This window comes from Acidobacteriota bacterium, assembly GCA_028874215.1.
Classification (GTDB): Bacteria; Acidobacteriota; UBA6911; order RPQK01; family JAJDTT01; genus JAJDTT01.
Window position 1 is genome coordinate 1 of the sequence record JAPPLF010000030.1, and the last position, 17,198, is coordinate 17,198.

Sequence of the window (17,198 nt, forward strand, 5' to 3'; positions counted from 1 at the left end):
CCCCCCCCCTGCCGTCCCCCCTAGCCCCCCTATTGGCTACAGGAATGTCGCCGCTCCTAATCGGCGGCAAGAAAGCCGCCACTCCATTGGCGACAGGAAAGTCGCCGCTCCCGGCGGGAAGAAAGTCGCGGCTCCCGGCGATGGGAAAGTCGCGGCTCCAATCGAAATTCTGGTATGGGGGTGTTAATCTCCGAATCACGTTTGGAGACTTAGTTTCAGAGGGAGAGAGGCACAGGGAGCGAATTATGAATCTGAGGAGACTGTTGTTGGCTGTTTGCGTTTGCGGATTGGCGGCGGGCGCCGCCTTGGCCCAGGACTACGAGTCCATCGAGGGGGCCGTCGTCTATGACTACGATCCGGATACGAAACTGGGTGGTGACGTTTTCGGGACCGTCACTTCCAACCTGGAGCGCGACTTTCCCGGCAGGAACTCTCACGGCGGACCGGTCTGTATGCAGTATCCCGACGGCCGCATCGTGGCCTTCAACACCAACACCAGCGACCACAACCTGGATGGCTGGAGCGAGCATGCCGAGAGCCGCGACGGGGGCAAGACCTGGAAGATGTACAACCGGTTTCCCTATTCGTTCGAGGCCTACTCGAGAGACCCAAAGCGGCCGGCCTGGATCGAAGCGGGCCTGGTGACTTCCAGGGGAACCGTGGTCGTCTTCGTGACCCATTTCCTCACCGGCGGAAGCCGGACCATGAGCGGCTTCATGCGGAGTTATGACCAGGGCGCCACCTGGACCGCATACGAGTCGGTCGACGGAGTCCACATCGGCTACCCCGTCGGCACGGCAGTGGACGGCGACACCAACTACGTCATCTACGATTCCGATGGCGGTTCCGATGGCCGGCGTCCCCATGTGCTGTATGTCAGCACCGACGACGGGCGGTCCTGGCAGAAGCGGAGCACCCTGCCGCTGCAGGACGACGTCTGGTATGGGGCCATAACCCTGATGCCGGACGGCGGATTGCTGGCCGGCGCCTACCACTCGGAAGACGAGTACCACTTCTACTACTGCATCAGCAAGGACCAGGGCCGCACCTGGACCGAGGAGCGGAAGGCAAAGGTCGACCAGAAGGTTCGGGACCCGGAACTGGGCCAGATCGGAGGCCGGTACTATCTCCATGGGAGGTCCGGAAGCTACGGTGAGGGTTCGGACCGCTTCGTTCTCTACGAGTCCTCCGACGGAGAGAACTGGGGCAGCGCCATCGTCGTCAGCAAACAGACCGGCCGGGGGGACGGGTACAGCGCCAACTGTCTGCTTGACACCGACGATGATGGTACGCTTGACGAGCTGATGGTCGTCTTCAGCATCCAGTACAAGGGCGTCGACACCAACGAGCACGTCTTCTTCATCAGGCCCGAGTAATAAAGGAGGAGCGATTTCCAATCGCCCAGTCTTTGGTGCCAAATTTGTCACACTGGAGTTCGGCGGTTAGGAAACCGCCGCTCCTTTCCTTTGCCATTGGTAAGAGTCAAAGGAAGCGATCCATGAAAGTGAGGAAATCGTTTGTGGCGGTCTGCGTCTTCTCGCTGGCTGCGGGCGCGGCGTTCTCGCAGGACTACGAGTCCATCGACGGGGCCGTCATCTACGACTACGACCCGTCGACGAAGCTGGGGGACGGCGTTTACGGGACCATCGTTTCCTACCTGGAGCGGGACTTTCCCGGCAGGAATTCCCACGGCGGACCGGTCTGCATGCAGTATCCCGACGGGCGCCTCGTGACCTTCAACACCAACACCAGCGATCACAACCTGGATGGCTGGAGCGAGCATGCCGAGAGCCGCGACGGCGGCAGGACCTGGGACATGTACCACCGGTTCCCCTATTCGTTTGAGGCCTACGTGAGAAATCCCAAGCGGCCGGCCTGGATCGAAGCGGGTTTGGTGACTTCCAAAGGAACCGCAGTCGTCTTCATGAGCCATTTCATCACGGGCGGCACCCGGACCATGAGCGGTTTTCTGAGGAGCTACGACCAAGGGGCCAGTTGGACCCACTACGAGTCCATTGACGGGGTCTACGCCGGCTATCCCGTGGGCACGGCAGTGGACGGCGACACCAACTACGTCATCTACGACTCCGATGGCGGAGGTCCGCATGTCCTGTACGTCAGCACCGACGACGGGCGATCCTGGCGGAAACGGAGCACCCTGCCGTTGCAGGACGACGTCTCGTACGGGGCGGTGACCTTGATGGAGGACGGCGGGTTGCTGGCCGGCGCCTACCAATTGAAGGACGAGTACCACTTCTACTACTGCATCAGCAAGGACCAGGGGCGTACCTGGACCGGGCAGAGGAAAGCCCGCGTAGACCAGAAGGTTCGGGACCCGGAGCTGGGCCAAATCGGAGGCAGGTACTATCTTCATGGGAGGTCCGGAAGCTACGGAGAAGGCGCGAACCGCTTCGTTCTCTACGAGTCCTCCGACGGGGAGAACTGGGGCAGCGCCATCGTCGTCAACAGCAATTCCGGCCGGGGGGACGGATACAGCGCGAACTGCCTGATCCATACCGACGAAGACGGTGCGCCCGACGAGCTGATGGTCGTCTACAGCATCAACTACAAGGGGAAGGACACCAACGAATACGTCTTCTTCATCAGGCCCGGAGAATGAGGGAAGGGGAGCCGGCGGGAGGCTCGTGACCACCGTGGGCAACGGCCGCTTCGAAACTGATCCAGTCCAGGCAGCCACAGCGAACGCTCCGCCGATGTCCCGTTTCCGGACTCGTGGACTGATACCGGTTTTTCTTCTGTTCCTCTTGATTCCAGCTTCGCTGCCGCTGTCGGCTCAGGAATCCTTCCTGGGCGACTTGACCGGCCCCTGGCAACTCCTGGTGGACGACCACCTCATCGAGGAGAAGCGGGGGGTCGTCCGGACCTGGCATCCCCTGGAAAAACATCCGGCCAATCCCGTGCTGGGCATGACGGGTTCCTGGGGCGAGCGGCGCACCACCCCCTACGGCACCGTCCTGCCGGGTGAGGACGGCAGCGGTTACCGCATCTGGTATGACATCTGGGACGGGGACTGCCACAACTTCTACGCCACCAGCCGGGATGGCCTCCGCTGGATCCGGCCGCGCCTGGGCCTGGTCGAGCACCGGGGTTCCCGGGACAACAACCTCTTCTTTCACCGGACCCGGTTGGACCATATGCCCCAGATCATCCATACCCCCTGGGAAGAGGACGCCGGCCGGCGTTACAAGATGGTCAATTTCGATTTCCGCGCCGACGTTCCCGGGCGCGCCGTCCGGGGCTACTGGGGTGCCACTTCTCCGGATGGCGTCCGTTGGACCGAGACTCCCAGGAATCCGGTCCTGCCCGATCCCGGAGACGTGGGGCACTTTCTCTGGGATCCCAACCGCCGGGCCTATGTGGGATACACGAAGCTCTACGCTCCGGTGCGGGGATACCGGCGCCGTTCGGTGGCCATCAGCACCACGACTCGTTTCCAGCACTGGCCCCCGGCCGAGTTGATCCTGGTCGCGGACGAGTTCGATGACCGCTGGGTGACCGGGAGCGGGCAACACACCGACTTCTACGGCCTGTCGGCCTTTCCCTATCAGAGCCTGTACCTGGGGTTCCTCTGGATCTTTCGGATCGTGGACGGGAAGAACGACGGCCCCATCTTCTGTGAGCTGGTGAGCAGCCGGGACGGGGTCACCTGGGACCGCCAGGAGGGAGAGAGAACCCCGATTCTGGCGAACGGCCCGCCAGGCGCGTGGGACAGCGGTCAACTCCAGACCTTCAACCATCCGCAGATGGCCGGCGACAACTTGCGCGTCTACTACGGGGCCTTCGACGCCACCCATGGGTTCCAGCACGGGGATGGCGCCATCGGCTTGGCCACCTTGCGCAAGGACGGCTTCGTCTCCCTGGACGCCGGGGTTGAGGGCGGGGCGGTCACCACCCGCCTCCTGCTCGGCCTGGAGGGGGAGCTGCGGCTCAACGCGAACGCCCGCGGAGGAGAAATCCGGGTGGAGGTGCTGGACGGGGAGGGCCGGGTCCTGCCCGGCTATGGAAGAGACGATTGCCGGCCCATGACCGAAGACGGCGTGGACTTCGCCGTCAGGTGGAAGGCGCGAGACGAACTGCCCTATCCGTCCGAACCCCGGCGGCTTCGTTTCTTCCTGACGCGCGCTTCGCTCTTCTCGTTCCGGGCCGGCGATTCGGTTCAGGTCGCCGACCCGCCTGCGCCGCTGGAGGTTTTCTATACGTTCGAATCGTCCCGCGGCGACGGTTTCGACGACGTAGCGGCGGCGGATGGAGTCCAACCGGGACGCCGGCATGGCTCCCTCTCCATCGTCCGGGATCCCGAGGCGGGCGCCGGAGGATCGTCGACGCTGCTGTTTCCCGAGCCGGGAAAGGGTACGAACCGGCTCGAGGTGCCGGGCACCGCGCATCTCGGGCACCACTTTACGCTGGCGGCCCGGGTCAAGACGCAAAGCCGGGACCGGATGCGCCTCTTCAGCACCCAACGGGGCAGCGGCGCCGCAGCGTTGGGAGAGCTGATCTTCGACTTCAGTCCCGGAACCGGGGTCCTGCGGCTGGTCGTTAACGGGCAGGAGATCTCCGCCTCAGCCGCCCCTTTGGCTGCGGGGATGTATCATCATCTGGCGGCCACCTACGATCGGGGCCGGGTCCATCTCTACCTGGATGGACGGATCGCGGGATCGGGCCAGGTCCTGTCCGGGTCCGCCCGCCTCGGCCGGGACGACACGGTCGTCGAGATGTTCGGTCCACCGGATGCCACGCCGCTGGCCGGCGTCCATATGGCGGACAATCTGCACCTGGGAGCGGACCGGGGCGGAACCTTCGTCGGCCACGGGTGGGAGAGCGCGAGTTCGAATCGCCACCAACTTACAGGCTGGGTGGACGATGTGCTGGTGGTCAAGAGAGTCTTGAGTTCCGGGGAGATCCGGGACTTGACCCGGTAAGGTGTGGAGAGGAGAAGAAGTGGGGGTAGGAAATCCGTTGCTCTGTCCAACTGAGCTACGGGATCGATCCTTTCTTTTCAACAAGTTATCCCAATTATCCCATCCAATCTTTATCTCTTGATTGCTACCCGTTGCCTGTTTGTTGCCGGTTGCGTTTGTGAGTCTTCGTTAGCCTGTGCCTCTCGAATGCTCTGGAGCGCATGCGAACTGACGTAACCCGCGTAGCGCATGGTCGTGCTGATCGCCGAGTGCCCCATCAGCTTCTGTACAGTCCTCACGTCCACCCCCTGCATCAGCCAGTGGCTGCAACGGAATCGCCTCAGATCGTGAAACCCAACCTTCAACCCCACCCGCTCGGCAGCACGACGCAGTGACTTGTCGGGATTCACCCATCTTGTCCCGGTCCGGCTGTTGACGAACACGTATGGAGTGGTCAGGTAACGAACCAGCCGCGCCAGGTACCCGGCAGCGTACTTCGAGAGCGGAATCTCTCTCGGTTCGTCGTCCTTGGTGAACTCCACCCACAACATCCGGCGGCCCAAATCCACCCTGCTCCAAGTGAGCGACAATGCCTCTCCCTTGCGAATTCCCGTCTCGCCGATCACTGCGATCATCGCCTGCATGTACGGATTGTCCACCGCCTCGACCAGGTCGCGAAACTGTTTGACCGTCAAAGGCCGGAAGACCTTCCTCGGCTCCTTCAGTTTGGGGAATCGAACCAGCGGGTGCGTGGCGACTTCCCCGCACTCCAGCGCATAGGAAAACAGCTTGCTGAGGGCCGCGATGTCGCGGTTCACCGTGGCAGGCTGGACCTGTCCCTTCCGTTTCGCGACGTAGCGGTGGAGGTCCTTGCGCTGGAATTCCTTCAGGGGAATGTTCCCCAGCATGGCGTTGAGGCTCTTGAACGAGAGCGCGTAGCGGCGCAAGCAGCGCAGACGAGGTTTGCAATACTCCTCGAAAAATCGCTCGTAGAAACTCTGCACCGTCCAGACGGTGCGTTTCCCACCAGCGAGTTCTTGCTTGAGTTGCTTCCAGGTGCCGTCCAGGATGCTGGACTCGATTCGTGTTTGAAGCGCCTGTGCGCTCCGGTAATTGGGGGCGTACATTCTGAGCCGACCGGATCCGTGCGGCCAGTACTTGCTGACAACGTATCGCTGTCTCCCCCGGCGATCTTTCACCTTGTAGATGCCCATGCATCTCCTCCTTTCTGGATCCGGGTTCTTCGCCGTTGCGGCGAATCGTACCACGGCTCCAGAGAGAACCGGCGAAACTTTATTCTTTCCCGCAGGTTCTAGGCTCGCATGACCACGAACACTCTTGACGACTCCGTGACTTACCGGGAAAAGCCACCGACGGTGTTGGCGGACTCGGACAACGGCAACGAGCGGGACTTGGCTGGGGCGGAGGCGCGGTGTGCCTTCACCAAGCGGAAGCGGTTATAGAGGCCAGGATCGCGAGCAGCTGATTCTGTCTTCCACCAGCTATTCGGGCAGGAACGTCGCCGACTCCATCGTGAACGAGCGCTGCCAGAGATCTTTTCGGCTGAGGCAGAACACCAGTGCGACTCCGTCTAGAGGATTTTGCAACAGATCGGCATCGATCTGTGCGATGTACCGATCCTGGTGATCTCCCCACCAATCATCAAAGTTGAGCATGGTAAAGATTATGCGGCGGGCGTGGCGCTCTCGATCGACCGCATCAAGCTGTTCGAGCGCTTTAGTGAGCGTGGCCCTTAGCTTTCGCAGAAAACCTTCGTCAACGTCCAGACGCGGGCTCTCGACGTCAAAGACACCTTTGGCTATGCGGAGTTGTTTTTGGGCCGCGTCATCGGAGGGATTGATCGTCTTGACCTCGCAGAAGACGGGCCGGCCATCCTGTAAAGCACCAAGGTCCGGCGTCCTCTTGTTGTCACTACACTCGATGAAGTGAACTTCTGTGCAGTCGAGGCACTGCAAGTAACCAAATGCTCTGGCTTCGTTGAGAACGTCAAAGTGCTCCTGCCAACCCCGGCCAATCTCCCGTTGTCTTGAAACCAAATGCGGCACAGCCTTTAGTTTGAGAGTCTGCCATGCCGCATCATCCAACACGTCGAGCCAGCGCTCAAGCTTACGGAACGCGGCACGCGCCCTCGGCTCTTCGAGAGTCTGCTCCAAATCCTGAAAAAACGCATCTCGATGACAGGGGTCTTCCAGCATGTCCTTGAGTTCGTAGACGCGTGGCAATTCGTTGCGGAACGAAGACTTCATGCTGTATTGTCCAAATGGAGTTCCTTGCGATCGCTACGCAATGCCGACGCCCAGTGCATCAAGTCAGTGAACGGGAATTTTTCACCCGGCCGAACGATGGACGCCTCCGCGACCCCCCCTGGAAACAAATGACTCCCCGGCGCGTCAAAGCATCGTCTCGGTGGTTGCGGGCTTGCTTTCCAGGACATTAGCAAGGATGGTCAGGACACCAGCACTGATGACCTCACGTTCACGGTGACCGAATCGCCTCGGGAAGTCGTTCATTTAGCATTTCGAGGCCTTGTCCCCTTACCGCCATGCACGGATGGTTCCGCACACCATTGAAGGCGCAGTAAGTCCAGGGAATTCTCCAAGTCCGAATCGAGTTGCAGCACGCTGGACGGCCCGAACAGTAGTTCGCAATCCAGATCTTGGCGTGTGCCGTCTCGGTAGGCTTCGTTGGCAGGCAAAAACTTCCTCTCCTTGAATCGATTGTAAATGCCTCGACAGTGTTTCAACTGCTCCTCCGTCAGAGCGTTAGGGTCAAGAACGGGAAGCTCGGGGATAGCAGTGATCGTGATGATCGATCTTCCCGATTGCTGGCGAGTTCCTTTCCACCAGTGCATCAGAAGCCCCAGTGTCGAGTTGCCCCACAGCAGCAGGGGAATTTCATGCCGCGTGTTGTGGGGAGTAATGTTCGGCCACGCCCGGCCGCCGAGACACTTCTCCGGCGTGAGACACAGGGCGAGGCTCTGGGAGTTCAGTCGGAAGTCCAGATTAGCGTGCAATCTGGAGGCCGACCGTCCCCAGCGCTCTATCGCACGCTCTTCGTCACCATGACGGGGATCTCCACAAGAATCAAACTGCACTACGAACCTGCGCTCCCGGATGGCGGAATGTGCCCAGAGCATGGGATAGGTTGGAATCTCTCCGAAAAAGATCGGACGCTTAACGAATGGACCCCGCCCTGTCTGGTTGCGATCCTTAGGGCCGCCAGTGATATCCCTGTGAACAAGACCACGCTGCGCGACAGCGCCGAGCAATGTGATGGGCAACTTGATCCCCCGCGCTTGGCGAGGTAGTAGCAGCCTCCCGGTTTGTAAGCTTTGCGCTGTCTTGATCACGCTGACGGATCGGCTGCCGGCAGCCCCCGCATTGCGGAGGTCACCCACAATGGCCGCGTCCTTGGCAGGCCTAGAGGCCGAGATGGCCTCCAGGAGAGATACGGGCCTGGATTCGAGATTGGAGAACAGGGCGGAAGCATTATCCGTGCTCCCTTTGGTTGCTACGACAAGACATTCGGCCATGCCCGTGTCCGCCGAAAATGCCCTGTCCGTAGATCCTGTCGCAGCGATGGAGACGAAATGGACATCGCTGTAGTGCTTTTCAAGCATCGTCCGCGTCCGGCTCCAGGCCTTGCCCTGGATCAAGGCAAACGGCAGCACCAGCGCCATCACTCCGCCGTCTTTCAGTTTTCGATGTGCCAAGTCCATGAAGTTCGAGGCGAGTCCTGCATTTCCATCGCCAAAGTCAGCCTTGATCCTTCGCAGCTTCCTCGACATGGCCTTTTGCTCGTCCTTGGACGTGCTGAATCCCGCGAACGACGGAATGGGAATGTCCGAGTGCCGTGACTCGTGGTTTGTCGGTCGCGTGAACGGTGGGTTCATAATCACCAGATCACAGGACGCGCTCTTGACCGAGACTGAATGCACGCTGTTGGCGTCGGGCTCTTGCCCACCTATCGCCTCGCCCGTAGCGAACAAGGAGTAAGCCTGTTCGACATCGATCAGGTCAAGTGCACCGATGTGTGTCTTCCTGGCACTATCAATGCCGTAGGGCATCGTGTGGATGTTCGTTTTTCCGAAGGTCTCTCTCGGGTGAGCGCTGGACAACATCGAACACGTTAGGTGCGTAGCGGCGGGCATGATGTCCATACCGATCATCGTGCGTTCCATCAAGGCACGGTGCAGATCCAAGTCGTCACCTCCCGCCCTGCGATACCGTCGGCAGATAGCCCGCTGCACAGCGGAGAGCAAAGCTCCGGTACCGCAAGCAAAATCTGCGATCTGCAAGCCCTCGATGGCATCCTTGTCTGACCAGTCCACCGGCAGGCGAGCCACCGCGAGTTCCGCGAGGAGCGCTGCCGATGGAGGCAGCGTGTAGAAAGTGGCCAGGAACTTGCGGTCGGAAATAAGAGTCTGGAACATTCGTCCTGTGAGGTCGTGGTAGGTCGTTGCCCCCAGTGACGCCAGCAAAGAGGACGCGTGCAGAAGCCGCTCCATCAGATGCGGTACCAGGGGAGTCTGGATCTCCTCAAGCAATGACTTGGCAATGGAGAAGATCGGCCAGTAGTTGATGGCGAGAATCGCGTCCCATGTGTCCAGCAAGCTTTCCTTATTCCTTCCGGCTCCGCGCAGGGTGGAGAGACTCGGAAGGTCTTCCTGTCCCTCAATGGAGGCGTGGAACACGAAAGCAGAGGTAAGAATCGCTGCAACCATCCGCAAGGTCTGCTCGCCACGACTTTGCTTGAGCTTTTCGGCGAGGCGGCACTGCACGTATGCTGTGGACTGCTGAGCGAGCAGTCCAGCGCATGATCGGACTGTCGCTTCGAGCATGCGCACCCCTTCTTCAACTTTTCGCCTCGACAGGGACAGGATTTCGATGGCATCCGCCAGATCGTCCGCCGTCCCATCGATATATCCTGAATCCGGCCAGCGGGAATGATGACCGTCGGCGTGCAGATGATGGGTGGCGTAGCGCAAACGGCTAGTCTCAATGGCAGCGAGTGAACCGGTCTTCAGTTCTTCCGGTAGTACAACGGAGATGGCGCTCTCGATGGTTTCTCCGGTTGATTGCAGCTTCCATCCGAGACGGCTAGTGGCGTCGTTCTCGACAGTCGCGGCAGGTGCGAACTCCGTCTCGACAGCGACCGGCTGGAGCGCCGGTGTGTGGATTAAGATATCGACCTGAAGTCCGGAACTCCCTTGCAAGATGCCAGTGCGTTCGGCGTGGATGGACGTGTCATCCCAGAGCGGGTGCCGTTTCATCAGGGCGCGGGCGAGTGCGCCGTTTGCCTGAGGCTCGGTATTTCGGGGGTGGCTCATGAGCGTCGCCCTCGTGCCATGGACTCGCATACTTCACCGCAACGGGGGCAGTTCATCCGGGTTCCTTGATAACCACAGTCCGGACAGTGATATGAACTCCGATTCCGGAGCCGATCCAGAGCCAGCTTTCTGATGGTCTCCATTCGTTCCATGTTGATGTCCGAACTGCTCATACAGTTCATTCTGCCAGAACGGTCTGCCGCGTCCCGAATCAGTTCTCGGAGCGGAGCATCTCTTCTGTGGTCTTTCTCCGGGCCTTCCCGCCAGGGATAATTGGGACGGGAGCGACCCCCCCCCAGGGGGTGTTACGCAGATGTGAATTGCGCAACACCCCCGCGCCCGCACCGGGCAGCAAAAAGGGGGGGTCGCTCCCGTCCACCTCCATTTTCCCCGAGCGGCCACCCGGTGGCCGGAAATGGGGCCGTAACTGACTGAAAGGAAAAAAGATCCGGGAAGGGGGTTTTGTGATTCACCGGGACCGATTTTTGTGAATCCACCCCCTTTGTCCCATTCACACTCCCGGATCGGGCGCGAGACCCCCTTTACGCACAGCCGAAACGAGCCTCCATAAGCCTTTGCGGCTGCCCAGTGCGTTCACCGTCAATCACGACCTGGAAGGAGCGACCTTCCGCCGCTGATTGCATCTCGACCACCCGCATCAGGGCGGCCGTCACTTTGCCAATAGAGTTGAGCCGGGCCGTATCCCCCGTGGAGACGGCGCGTCTGATCCGGCGGTATTTCCGGTCGGGGATTATAGAGGACACCTGACGGGCCTATACGAAAGCCAAGTCTAGACGCAACTGATCGAATCTAAAAGAATTTGGTACCGTTTTCTGGAATGACGGTCATATTTAGCACGAATGCTGGCACGTCGGCGCTTGCGGGCGACATGCTGCTCTCAACCCAGGTGTCAGGAGCAGACACGAATCTTCGGATTCCTTCCCAGCCCGCCGGTATCGAAATTCCATCTGGCCTCACGCCGCAATACATTCCTGTGAGGATGCGGCGAAAGATATTCGTCGTAAACGACCGCATGGCTGTAGGAGTCGCCGGCCCTGTGCCTCGGGCAAGGGCGCTTGTGACCGACATGATAGACGAGTTCGGGGGCAATCCCGACTTCCAACGCGACGACATCTCCGTGTTCTTGAAGCGGCACGCTCGGGTCAGTTCGGATCCGGAGGCCGTCGGAGCCATTGTTTTGGCGGGTGAGGAGGGAGGGGTTGCATCGCTGGCGATGAGCTCCGATGGCCCAATGGTCCATGACAGCAAGCGATTTGGTGAGGTGGTGTCGATTGGAGTCGGAGCGGAATCCATAATCCGGCAGGTGGAGCAGTTGGACAAATACAAGATCGGGTACAGCAGGCCCCAAGATGGAGGCAAGGGATTTCCAGAATTCGTACCTCTGTCATACAACTTGGTGTTGCTAGCTAACCTGTACTGGAATGAGATCGTTGTAGGGAACAATATCTTTGACTCGTGGGGAGGAGCTTACGATCTGATCTACCGGGATGCGGACAAGACATTCCAATATTTGGAGGAGTACACGATTTTCCTCCGATACTACGACCATCAACAATCGGACCAAGGGGTACAGTTGAGAAACGTGTTGAAGTACGAGAGAAGGTCTGACGTTTCCCTGCTGACCATGTTGCACGATGATCGGCTCGTGTTTTTCGGGGCCAGAGATACTACCGACCCTGACGACCCGCTGGATGTTAGGGTCGGTGGACCTGACTTCACGATGAACTCCAAGGTCCATGTATCTATTATCCAAATCGGCAAGGGCCGGGTGTCTGTGCCCCCCATGATTCAGATTGATGGTTTGGGCGATGGTGACGAATCGAAGCAAACGGTGACCACCTTGTTCGATGAGGAAGGCAGGTTGTGTGTCTGGTTTGAGAAGACACATGAGGAGTGGCTTGTTCAAGAAGCCAAGAAGCAGTACCAAAGGTATTCGGATAGGATCGACCAATCCTCTCGATCTGTCCGTCACCATTGGGAGTGACCAGGTTTGACGTTTAAGGGCCGACATCCTTGCCGGCCCCCCTTTTTCTGCAATGTGATTGCGGTCAGGAGGAGGGAGGGAGAAAAGGATCAGAAGCCTTCTCTGGTTCTATACTTTGAGATTGAGCAGCCTGAGTGAGTCAGCTTTCGAGAGCCGATGCTGCTGCCTGTTTGTTGCCTGTTCAGAACGTCGAACGTTGGGAGTCAACCACTTTACTGATTCGGCGAAGAACCCGGTAAGCCATTGAAAACGTTAACCTTTAGTAGTTGTTGACTGTGGGGCAGTCGGGATAGGAAAACCCCCATTCCTACATGCGGAGAGGAGGATTGTCGTGATGAAGACACTGGATCGTCGCCAGTTCCTGGGAAGGTCGGCCGCTGCGGCGGTGGCGCTGGGGTCCCCGCAGTCCCTGGTTTCAGGGACCCAGGCCGGATCGTCTCTGGACCGGCTCAACATTGCCTCCATCGGCGTCCACAATCGGGCGGCGGGCAATCTGAAAGGTGTCGCCAGCGAGAACATCGTTGCCATTTGCGACATCGATCAGGAGTTTCTCGACGCCGCGGGAGAGACTTATCCCAACGCGCGCCGGTACCGGGACTACCGGGTCATGCTGGAGAAGGAGGCGGAGAAGATCGACGCCGTCCTGGTCAGCACGCCCGACCATACCCATGCCCCGGCGGCCTCGATGGCGCTGCAGATGAAGAAGCACGTCTATTGCGAGAAGCCGCTCACCCACACCATCTACGAAGCGCGGCGGCTGGCCGAGCTGGCCGCAGAGAACAACCTGGTCACCCAGATGGGAACCCAGATCCACGCCGAGGAGAACTATCGCCTCGTGGTCGAGCTGGTCCGAAGCGGCGCCATCGGCGAGATCCGGGAAGTCCACGTCTGGGTCAACGTCGACTATTCGGGCCGGCGGATGATTACCGGAAAACCGCGCCCCGGCCACGTCGACTGGGATCTCTGGCTCGGTCCCGCGGCGGCCCGGCCCTACTGCGAGAGCGTCGCCGAGGATGGTTCGGTCACCGTAGTTCACCCCTTCAACTGGCGCTGGTTCTGGGACTACGGCACGGGCGCCCTGGGGGACTTTGCCTGCCACTGGATGGACCTCCCCCACTGGGCGTTGGATCTCAAGCATCCGGCCCGGGTGTCGGCGGCCGGTCCTCCGCCGCTCCTGGAGAGTGCGACATCCGGCCTGGTCGTGACCTACGAATATCCGGCCCGGGGCTCCCTGCCGCCGGTGACGTTGAAGTGGTACGACGGCGGGAAGAAACCGGACCTCCTGGCCGGGTTCAAGGACGCCGAGGGCCAGCCCCTGGACCCGCACCGCGGGCAGCTCTTCGTCGGATCGGAAGGGATGATCCTCTCCAACTACTCGGAGCACATGCTGCTGCCGGTGGAAAAGTTCGCCGGTTTCAAGCGCCCGGACCCCACCATTCCCCGGTCGCCCGGGCACCATCAGGAATGGATCCAGGCCATCAAGACCGGCGGGACCGCCAACTGCAACTTCGACTATTCGGGCGCCCTCACCGAGGCGGTCCTGCTGGGGGTCGTGGCCTACCGAACCGGCCGGACCATCGAGTGGGACGCGCCATCGTTGCGAGTCACCAACTCCACGGCCGCCCAGCAGCTCGTCCACAAGGAATACCGCAAGGGCTGGACGCTGTAGCCAGGAGGGGGACTGTCAGTCCCCCCGTGACGCGGGGGTTAACAGCCTCCGCTCCTATCATTCGCCAGGGCTTTGGGGTCCTACGGCGGCGTATCACTCGAAGAATCGCTGGCAAGGAGACAACAGATGGCGAAAACACTTGTAGCCGGCACGTTCCTGGTGTCGGCGGGTCTGACGCTCGGACTGCAAGCCCAGCCGCTCCCCGGAATTCTCGAACTTGATCATGCCATCGAGCTTGCACTCTCGCGTCACGCCGACCTGGACGCCGCCCAGGCGGCAATCGATGCGCGCGCAGGCTCGACGCGCCAGGCCGGTCTCTCGCCGAACCCGGTTCTCTCTTTACAGACCGAGAACTGGCGGTTCTACGGCAATCCAGGCTTTTCGGCCTCCCGCGATCTCGATCTCTTCGCGTGGGTGAGCGTGCCCATCGAGACCGCGCGCAAGCGGACGCGGCGGGTCGAGCTCGCCGAGGCCGATGAGCGCATCGCGGAGTACGAACGCCAACTGGCTGCCTGGAGGATTCGCCAGAACGTCAAGAAGGCCTATTGGAACGCTCTGGCAACCGTGAGCGACGTGAAGATGCTGGAGCGCAGCCGAAAAACCTTGGAACGCCTGGAGGATTATCACGAGGTGCGCGTTCGGTTGGGCGCGACGGCCGAAGTGGACCTGATCAAGGTTCGAGTCGAAGTCGGACGTTCCGCACTGGCCCTCTTCGGTGCCGAAATGGAAGTCAGCCGTGCGAAAATTGCCGTGCTGGAGGCGATGGGGATCGCGGAGTTGAGCACCGGCTTTGAGCTGCGACAGCCGGACGCCTGGCCGGTCGACGTGAGTTGGGACAACGCCGCCGCCCGGCTGACCGCGGAGACGGCGTTGGGCCATCGCGTGGAGATTCTGCTGGGCCGGGCTCGGGTGGAGCGCGCCCGCGCGGCCGTAGAGTTGCAACGGTCGCTGGCGCGGCCCGACGTGAGACCCTATGTTGGTTACAAGCGGACCAACGAGTTCAACACGCTCGTCGGCGGGATCTCGATTCCGTTGCCGGTCCGCGACGATAACGCGGGCCGGATCGGGGAGGCCCTGGCCGAAGTCCGCCGCCGTGAAGCGGCCCTGCGGGCAGCGGAAGCTAGCATTGCCGCCGAGGTGGCCGCAGCCGTGGAGACGGTGCAGAGGCGTTCGGAAATGTTGCGGTCGATGGAGACCGGGGTTCTTGACCGTGCGCGGGAGACCTCCCGGATCGCGCTCGCCGCCTACCAGGAAGGAGGGGTCGAGCTGCTCGACGTGCTCGACGCCCAGCGCGCCGAGAACGAGCTCGACCGGTTCCACTCTCGTTTGGTGTTCGACTACCAATTGAGCTGGGTGGATCTGGAAACCGCCTCGGGGACGCCGAATCTTGCTCTGTCCCCGGATGGGACCCAAACGGCGGCTTATTTTGGCACCATGGTCGAGTGAAGCTGGTGACCATGCGAACTCCGGAACCTGAGCTCAGGCGAATCTCCTGGCCGGTGGCCGCATTTCTGATGCTGACGGGGGCCGGATGCACGACACCGGCCGCCGAGGTTGAGCCGGCTGCCGAAACGGAGCCGGCCGAAGCCGACGCGGCACACGACCCGGGCGTGATTCGTCTCGACCAGGAGGCGATCCGAATTGCCGGCATCACCCTCGCCGAAGCGGAAACCGGAAAACTCGAAATAGTACTGCAGGTCCCGGGACGGATCACCATCAACCAGGACGCCACGGCGCGCGTGGGCACATTTGCCGAAGGCGTCGTCGTCGACTGTTGCGAGTCGGTCGGTACGGACGTCGAAAAAGGACAGGTGCTCGCGCGCCTTCACAGCCACGAGGTCCATGACGCCGAGGCTTCCTATTGGGAAGCCCGGGCCGAGCTGGAACGAAGACAGACTGAACTGCAGTTCACCCGGGAAACCTACAAGCGGGCATCCCGGCTGCATGAATTGAAAGCCGGCTCACTGCAGAAGGTGCAGGAGGCCGAATCGAAGTTGCGAAGCGCCGAGATGTTTCTCGAAATCGCCAAGGCCGGAGTGAAGCGTACCGAGATCCACCTGCGCTACTTGGGCCTTTCTCCGGAGCGGCTGCCGAGCGCGCCCGGCGAGCACCATCGCGCGCATGAAGAGGAGCACTTGATCGAGGTGCGTTCGCCGGTGCCGGGCACCATTATCGAGCGCATGGTCACTCCGGGCGCCGTGGTCGCCCCTGCGGATTCGCTCTACGTCATCAGCGACCTGAGGAGCCTGTGGGTGATTGCCCAGGTCCCGGAGCAGCACCTCTCTTCGCTGCGAAACGGACAGGCTGTGAAGGTGTCGGTGCGAGCTTATCCCGGCAGGGCATTTCCGGCTCGCATCACCTACATCGGCGATGCGCTCGATCCGGAGACGCGAACCGTCGAGGTGCGTTGCGAGCTGAACAACCCCGGCCGGCGGCTCAAGAGAGAGATGTTCGCCACCATCGCCATAGGCGCCGGCACCGGTAGGGAAGCGGTCGTCGCACCGCTTGCCGCACTGCAAAACGTGGACGGGGAGGAGGTCCTGTTCGTGCCCGAGGGAGAGGCCTCCTATCGAGTCCGCCAGGTCCGGGCCGGCCGGCGCTCCGGCTCCATTGTGGAAATCTTGAGCGGTTTGCAGGCGGGCGAGGCGGTGGTGGTCAATGGGGCCTTCCACCTCAAATCCGAGCTGCTGAAGGCCCGGATGGTCGGACATCATTAGCAGCCCGGCGGCCGCGCCGGTCGAGCCGCAAAGGCTGCCGGCACCTGGAACATGCTCAAGCGCTTTATCGACTACCACCTGGATCACGGTTGGGTCGTCCTGATCGGCTTGGCGGTGCTCCTGGCGGCCGGCCTCAACGCCCTCTACCGGATTCCCATCGACGCTTTCCCTGACCTGACCAACAACCAGGTCACCGTCATCACCGAAGCGCCGGGCATGGCGCCGGTGGAGGTCGAGCAACTGGTCACCTTCCCCATCGAGTCGGCCATGATGGGTCTTCCCGACACCGAGGAGGTCCGCTCGATCTCCAAATTGGGCCTTTCGATCGTCACCATCGTCTTTGCCGACGGCGTGGACAACTATTTCGCGCGGCAGCTTGTCAACGAACGGCTGAACGAAGCGCGCGGCCGGATTCCCGACGGCCTCGAGCCGGCGTTGGGGCCCGTGGCGACGGCCTTCGGAGAGGTGTACCAGTACACGCTCGAAGGGGAAGGCTACAGCGCCATGGAGCTGAAGACGCTCCACGACTGGGAGATCA

At 61.1% G+C, this 17,198-nt stretch carries 11 protein-coding genes; 8 read left to right on the forward strand and 3 right to left on the reverse strand.

Going from position 1 to position 17,198, the window contains the following annotated elements; translation table 11 throughout:
• Positions 1–245: 245 nt before the first annotated feature.
• From OXT71_06030 to OXT71_06040, 3 genes are all read left to right on the forward strand, one after another.
• Positions 246–1,376, forward strand: coding sequence for a sialidase family protein (locus OXT71_06030; protein MDE2925941.1), 1,131 nt, complete (start codon positions 246–248; stop codon positions 1,374–1,376).
• A 122-nt stretch (positions 1,377–1,498) separates the two neighbouring features.
• Complete coding sequence (locus OXT71_06035; protein ID MDE2925942.1) at positions 1,499–2,620, forward strand: sialidase family protein; 1,122 nt, start codon at positions 1,499–1,501, stop codon at positions 2,618–2,620.
• A gap of 94 nt (positions 2,621–2,714) precedes the next feature.
• Positions 2,715–4,940 carry a hypothetical protein gene (locus tag OXT71_06040; protein MDE2925943.1) on the forward strand — a complete coding sequence of 742 codons (2,226 nt, stop codon included), beginning with the start codon at positions 2,715–2,717 and terminating at the stop codon, positions 4,938–4,940.
• A 110-nt stretch (positions 4,941–5,050) separates the two neighbouring features.
• Here the strand turns inward: OXT71_06040 and OXT71_06045 are convergent, their stop codons facing one another.
• The 3 genes from OXT71_06045 to OXT71_06055 form a co-directional block, all read right to left on the reverse strand.
• Positions 5,051–6,133, reverse strand: coding sequence for a site-specific integrase (locus OXT71_06045; GenBank protein ID MDE2925944.1), 1,083 nt, complete (start codon positions 6,131–6,133; stop codon positions 5,051–5,053).
• A 288-nt stretch (positions 6,134–6,421) separates the two neighbouring features.
• Positions 6,422–7,186, reverse strand: coding sequence for a hypothetical protein (locus OXT71_06050; GenBank protein ID MDE2925945.1), 765 nt, complete (start codon positions 7,184–7,186; stop codon positions 6,422–6,424).
• A gap of 260 nt (positions 7,187–7,446) precedes the next feature.
• Positions 7,447–10,269 (reverse strand): hypothetical protein, encoded by a 2,823-nt coding sequence (locus tag OXT71_06055; protein ID MDE2925946.1) that lies wholly within the window; start codon positions 10,267–10,269, stop codon positions 7,447–7,449.
• Positions 10,270–11,107: 838 nt separating this feature from the next.
• On the opposite strand from OXT71_06055, the gene OXT71_06060 reads away from it, so the two are divergent.
• The 5 genes from OXT71_06060 to OXT71_06080 all read left to right on the forward strand — a co-directional run.
• Complete coding sequence (locus OXT71_06060) at positions 11,108–12,274, forward strand: hypothetical protein (protein MDE2925947.1); 1,167 nt, start codon at positions 11,108–11,110, stop codon at positions 12,272–12,274.
• A 334-nt stretch (positions 12,275–12,608) separates the two neighbouring features.
• Positions 12,609–13,943 carry a Gfo/Idh/MocA family oxidoreductase gene (locus tag OXT71_06065; GenBank protein MDE2925948.1) on the forward strand — a complete coding sequence of 445 codons (1,335 nt, stop codon included), beginning with the start codon at positions 12,609–12,611 and terminating at the stop codon, positions 13,941–13,943.
• Between the two features lie 126 nt (positions 13,944–14,069).
• Positions 14,070–15,389: a TolC family protein gene (locus OXT71_06070; protein MDE2925949.1), complete on the forward strand. Its 1,320-nt coding sequence runs from the start codon at positions 14,070–14,072 to the stop codon at positions 15,387–15,389.
• A gap of 11 nt (positions 15,390–15,400) precedes the next feature.
• Positions 15,401–16,660 (forward strand): efflux RND transporter periplasmic adaptor subunit, encoded by a 1,260-nt coding sequence (locus OXT71_06075; GenBank protein MDE2925950.1) that lies wholly within the window; start codon positions 15,401–15,403, stop codon positions 16,658–16,660.
• 51 nt (positions 16,661–16,711) lie between these two features.
• A partial coding sequence (locus OXT71_06080; protein MDE2925951.1) for an efflux RND transporter permease subunit occupies positions 16,712–17,198 on the forward strand: 487 nt, incomplete at its 3' end.

Excerpts from the sequence above, each read along its gene's own strand:
- OXT71_06060 (MDE2925947.1), top strand. The coding sequence starts at position 11,108 with ATGACGGTCATATTTAGCACGAATGCTGGCACGTCGGCGCTTGCGGGC.
- OXT71_06030 (MDE2925941.1), top strand. The coding sequence starts at position 246 with ATGAATCTGAGGAGACTGTTGTTGGCTGTTTGCGTTTGCGGATTGGCG.
- OXT71_06045 (MDE2925944.1), bottom strand. The coding sequence starts at position 6,133 with ATGGGCATCTACAAGGTGAAAGATCGCCGGGGGAGACAGCGATACGTT.
- OXT71_06035 (MDE2925942.1), top strand. The coding sequence starts at position 1,499 with ATGAAAGTGAGGAAATCGTTTGTGGCGGTCTGCGTCTTCTCGCTGGCT.
- OXT71_06040 (MDE2925943.1), top strand. The coding sequence starts at position 2,715 with ATGTCCCGTTTCCGGACTCGTGGACTGATACCGGTTTTTCTTCTGTTC.
- OXT71_06070 (MDE2925949.1), top strand. The coding sequence starts at position 14,070 with ATGGCGAAAACACTTGTAGCCGGCACGTTCCTGGTGTCGGCGGGTCTG.
- OXT71_06050 (MDE2925945.1), bottom strand. The coding sequence starts at position 7,186 with ATGAAGTCTTCGTTCCGCAACGAATTGCCACGCGTCTACGAACTCAAG.
- OXT71_06055 (MDE2925946.1), bottom strand. The coding sequence starts at position 10,269 with ATGAGCCACCCCCGAAATACCGAGCCTCAGGCAAACGGCGCACTCGCC.
- OXT71_06075 (MDE2925950.1), top strand. The coding sequence starts at position 15,401 with ATGCGAACTCCGGAACCTGAGCTCAGGCGAATCTCCTGGCCGGTGGCC.
- OXT71_06065 (MDE2925948.1), top strand. The coding sequence starts at position 12,609 with ATGAAGACACTGGATCGTCGCCAGTTCCTGGGAAGGTCGGCCGCTGCG.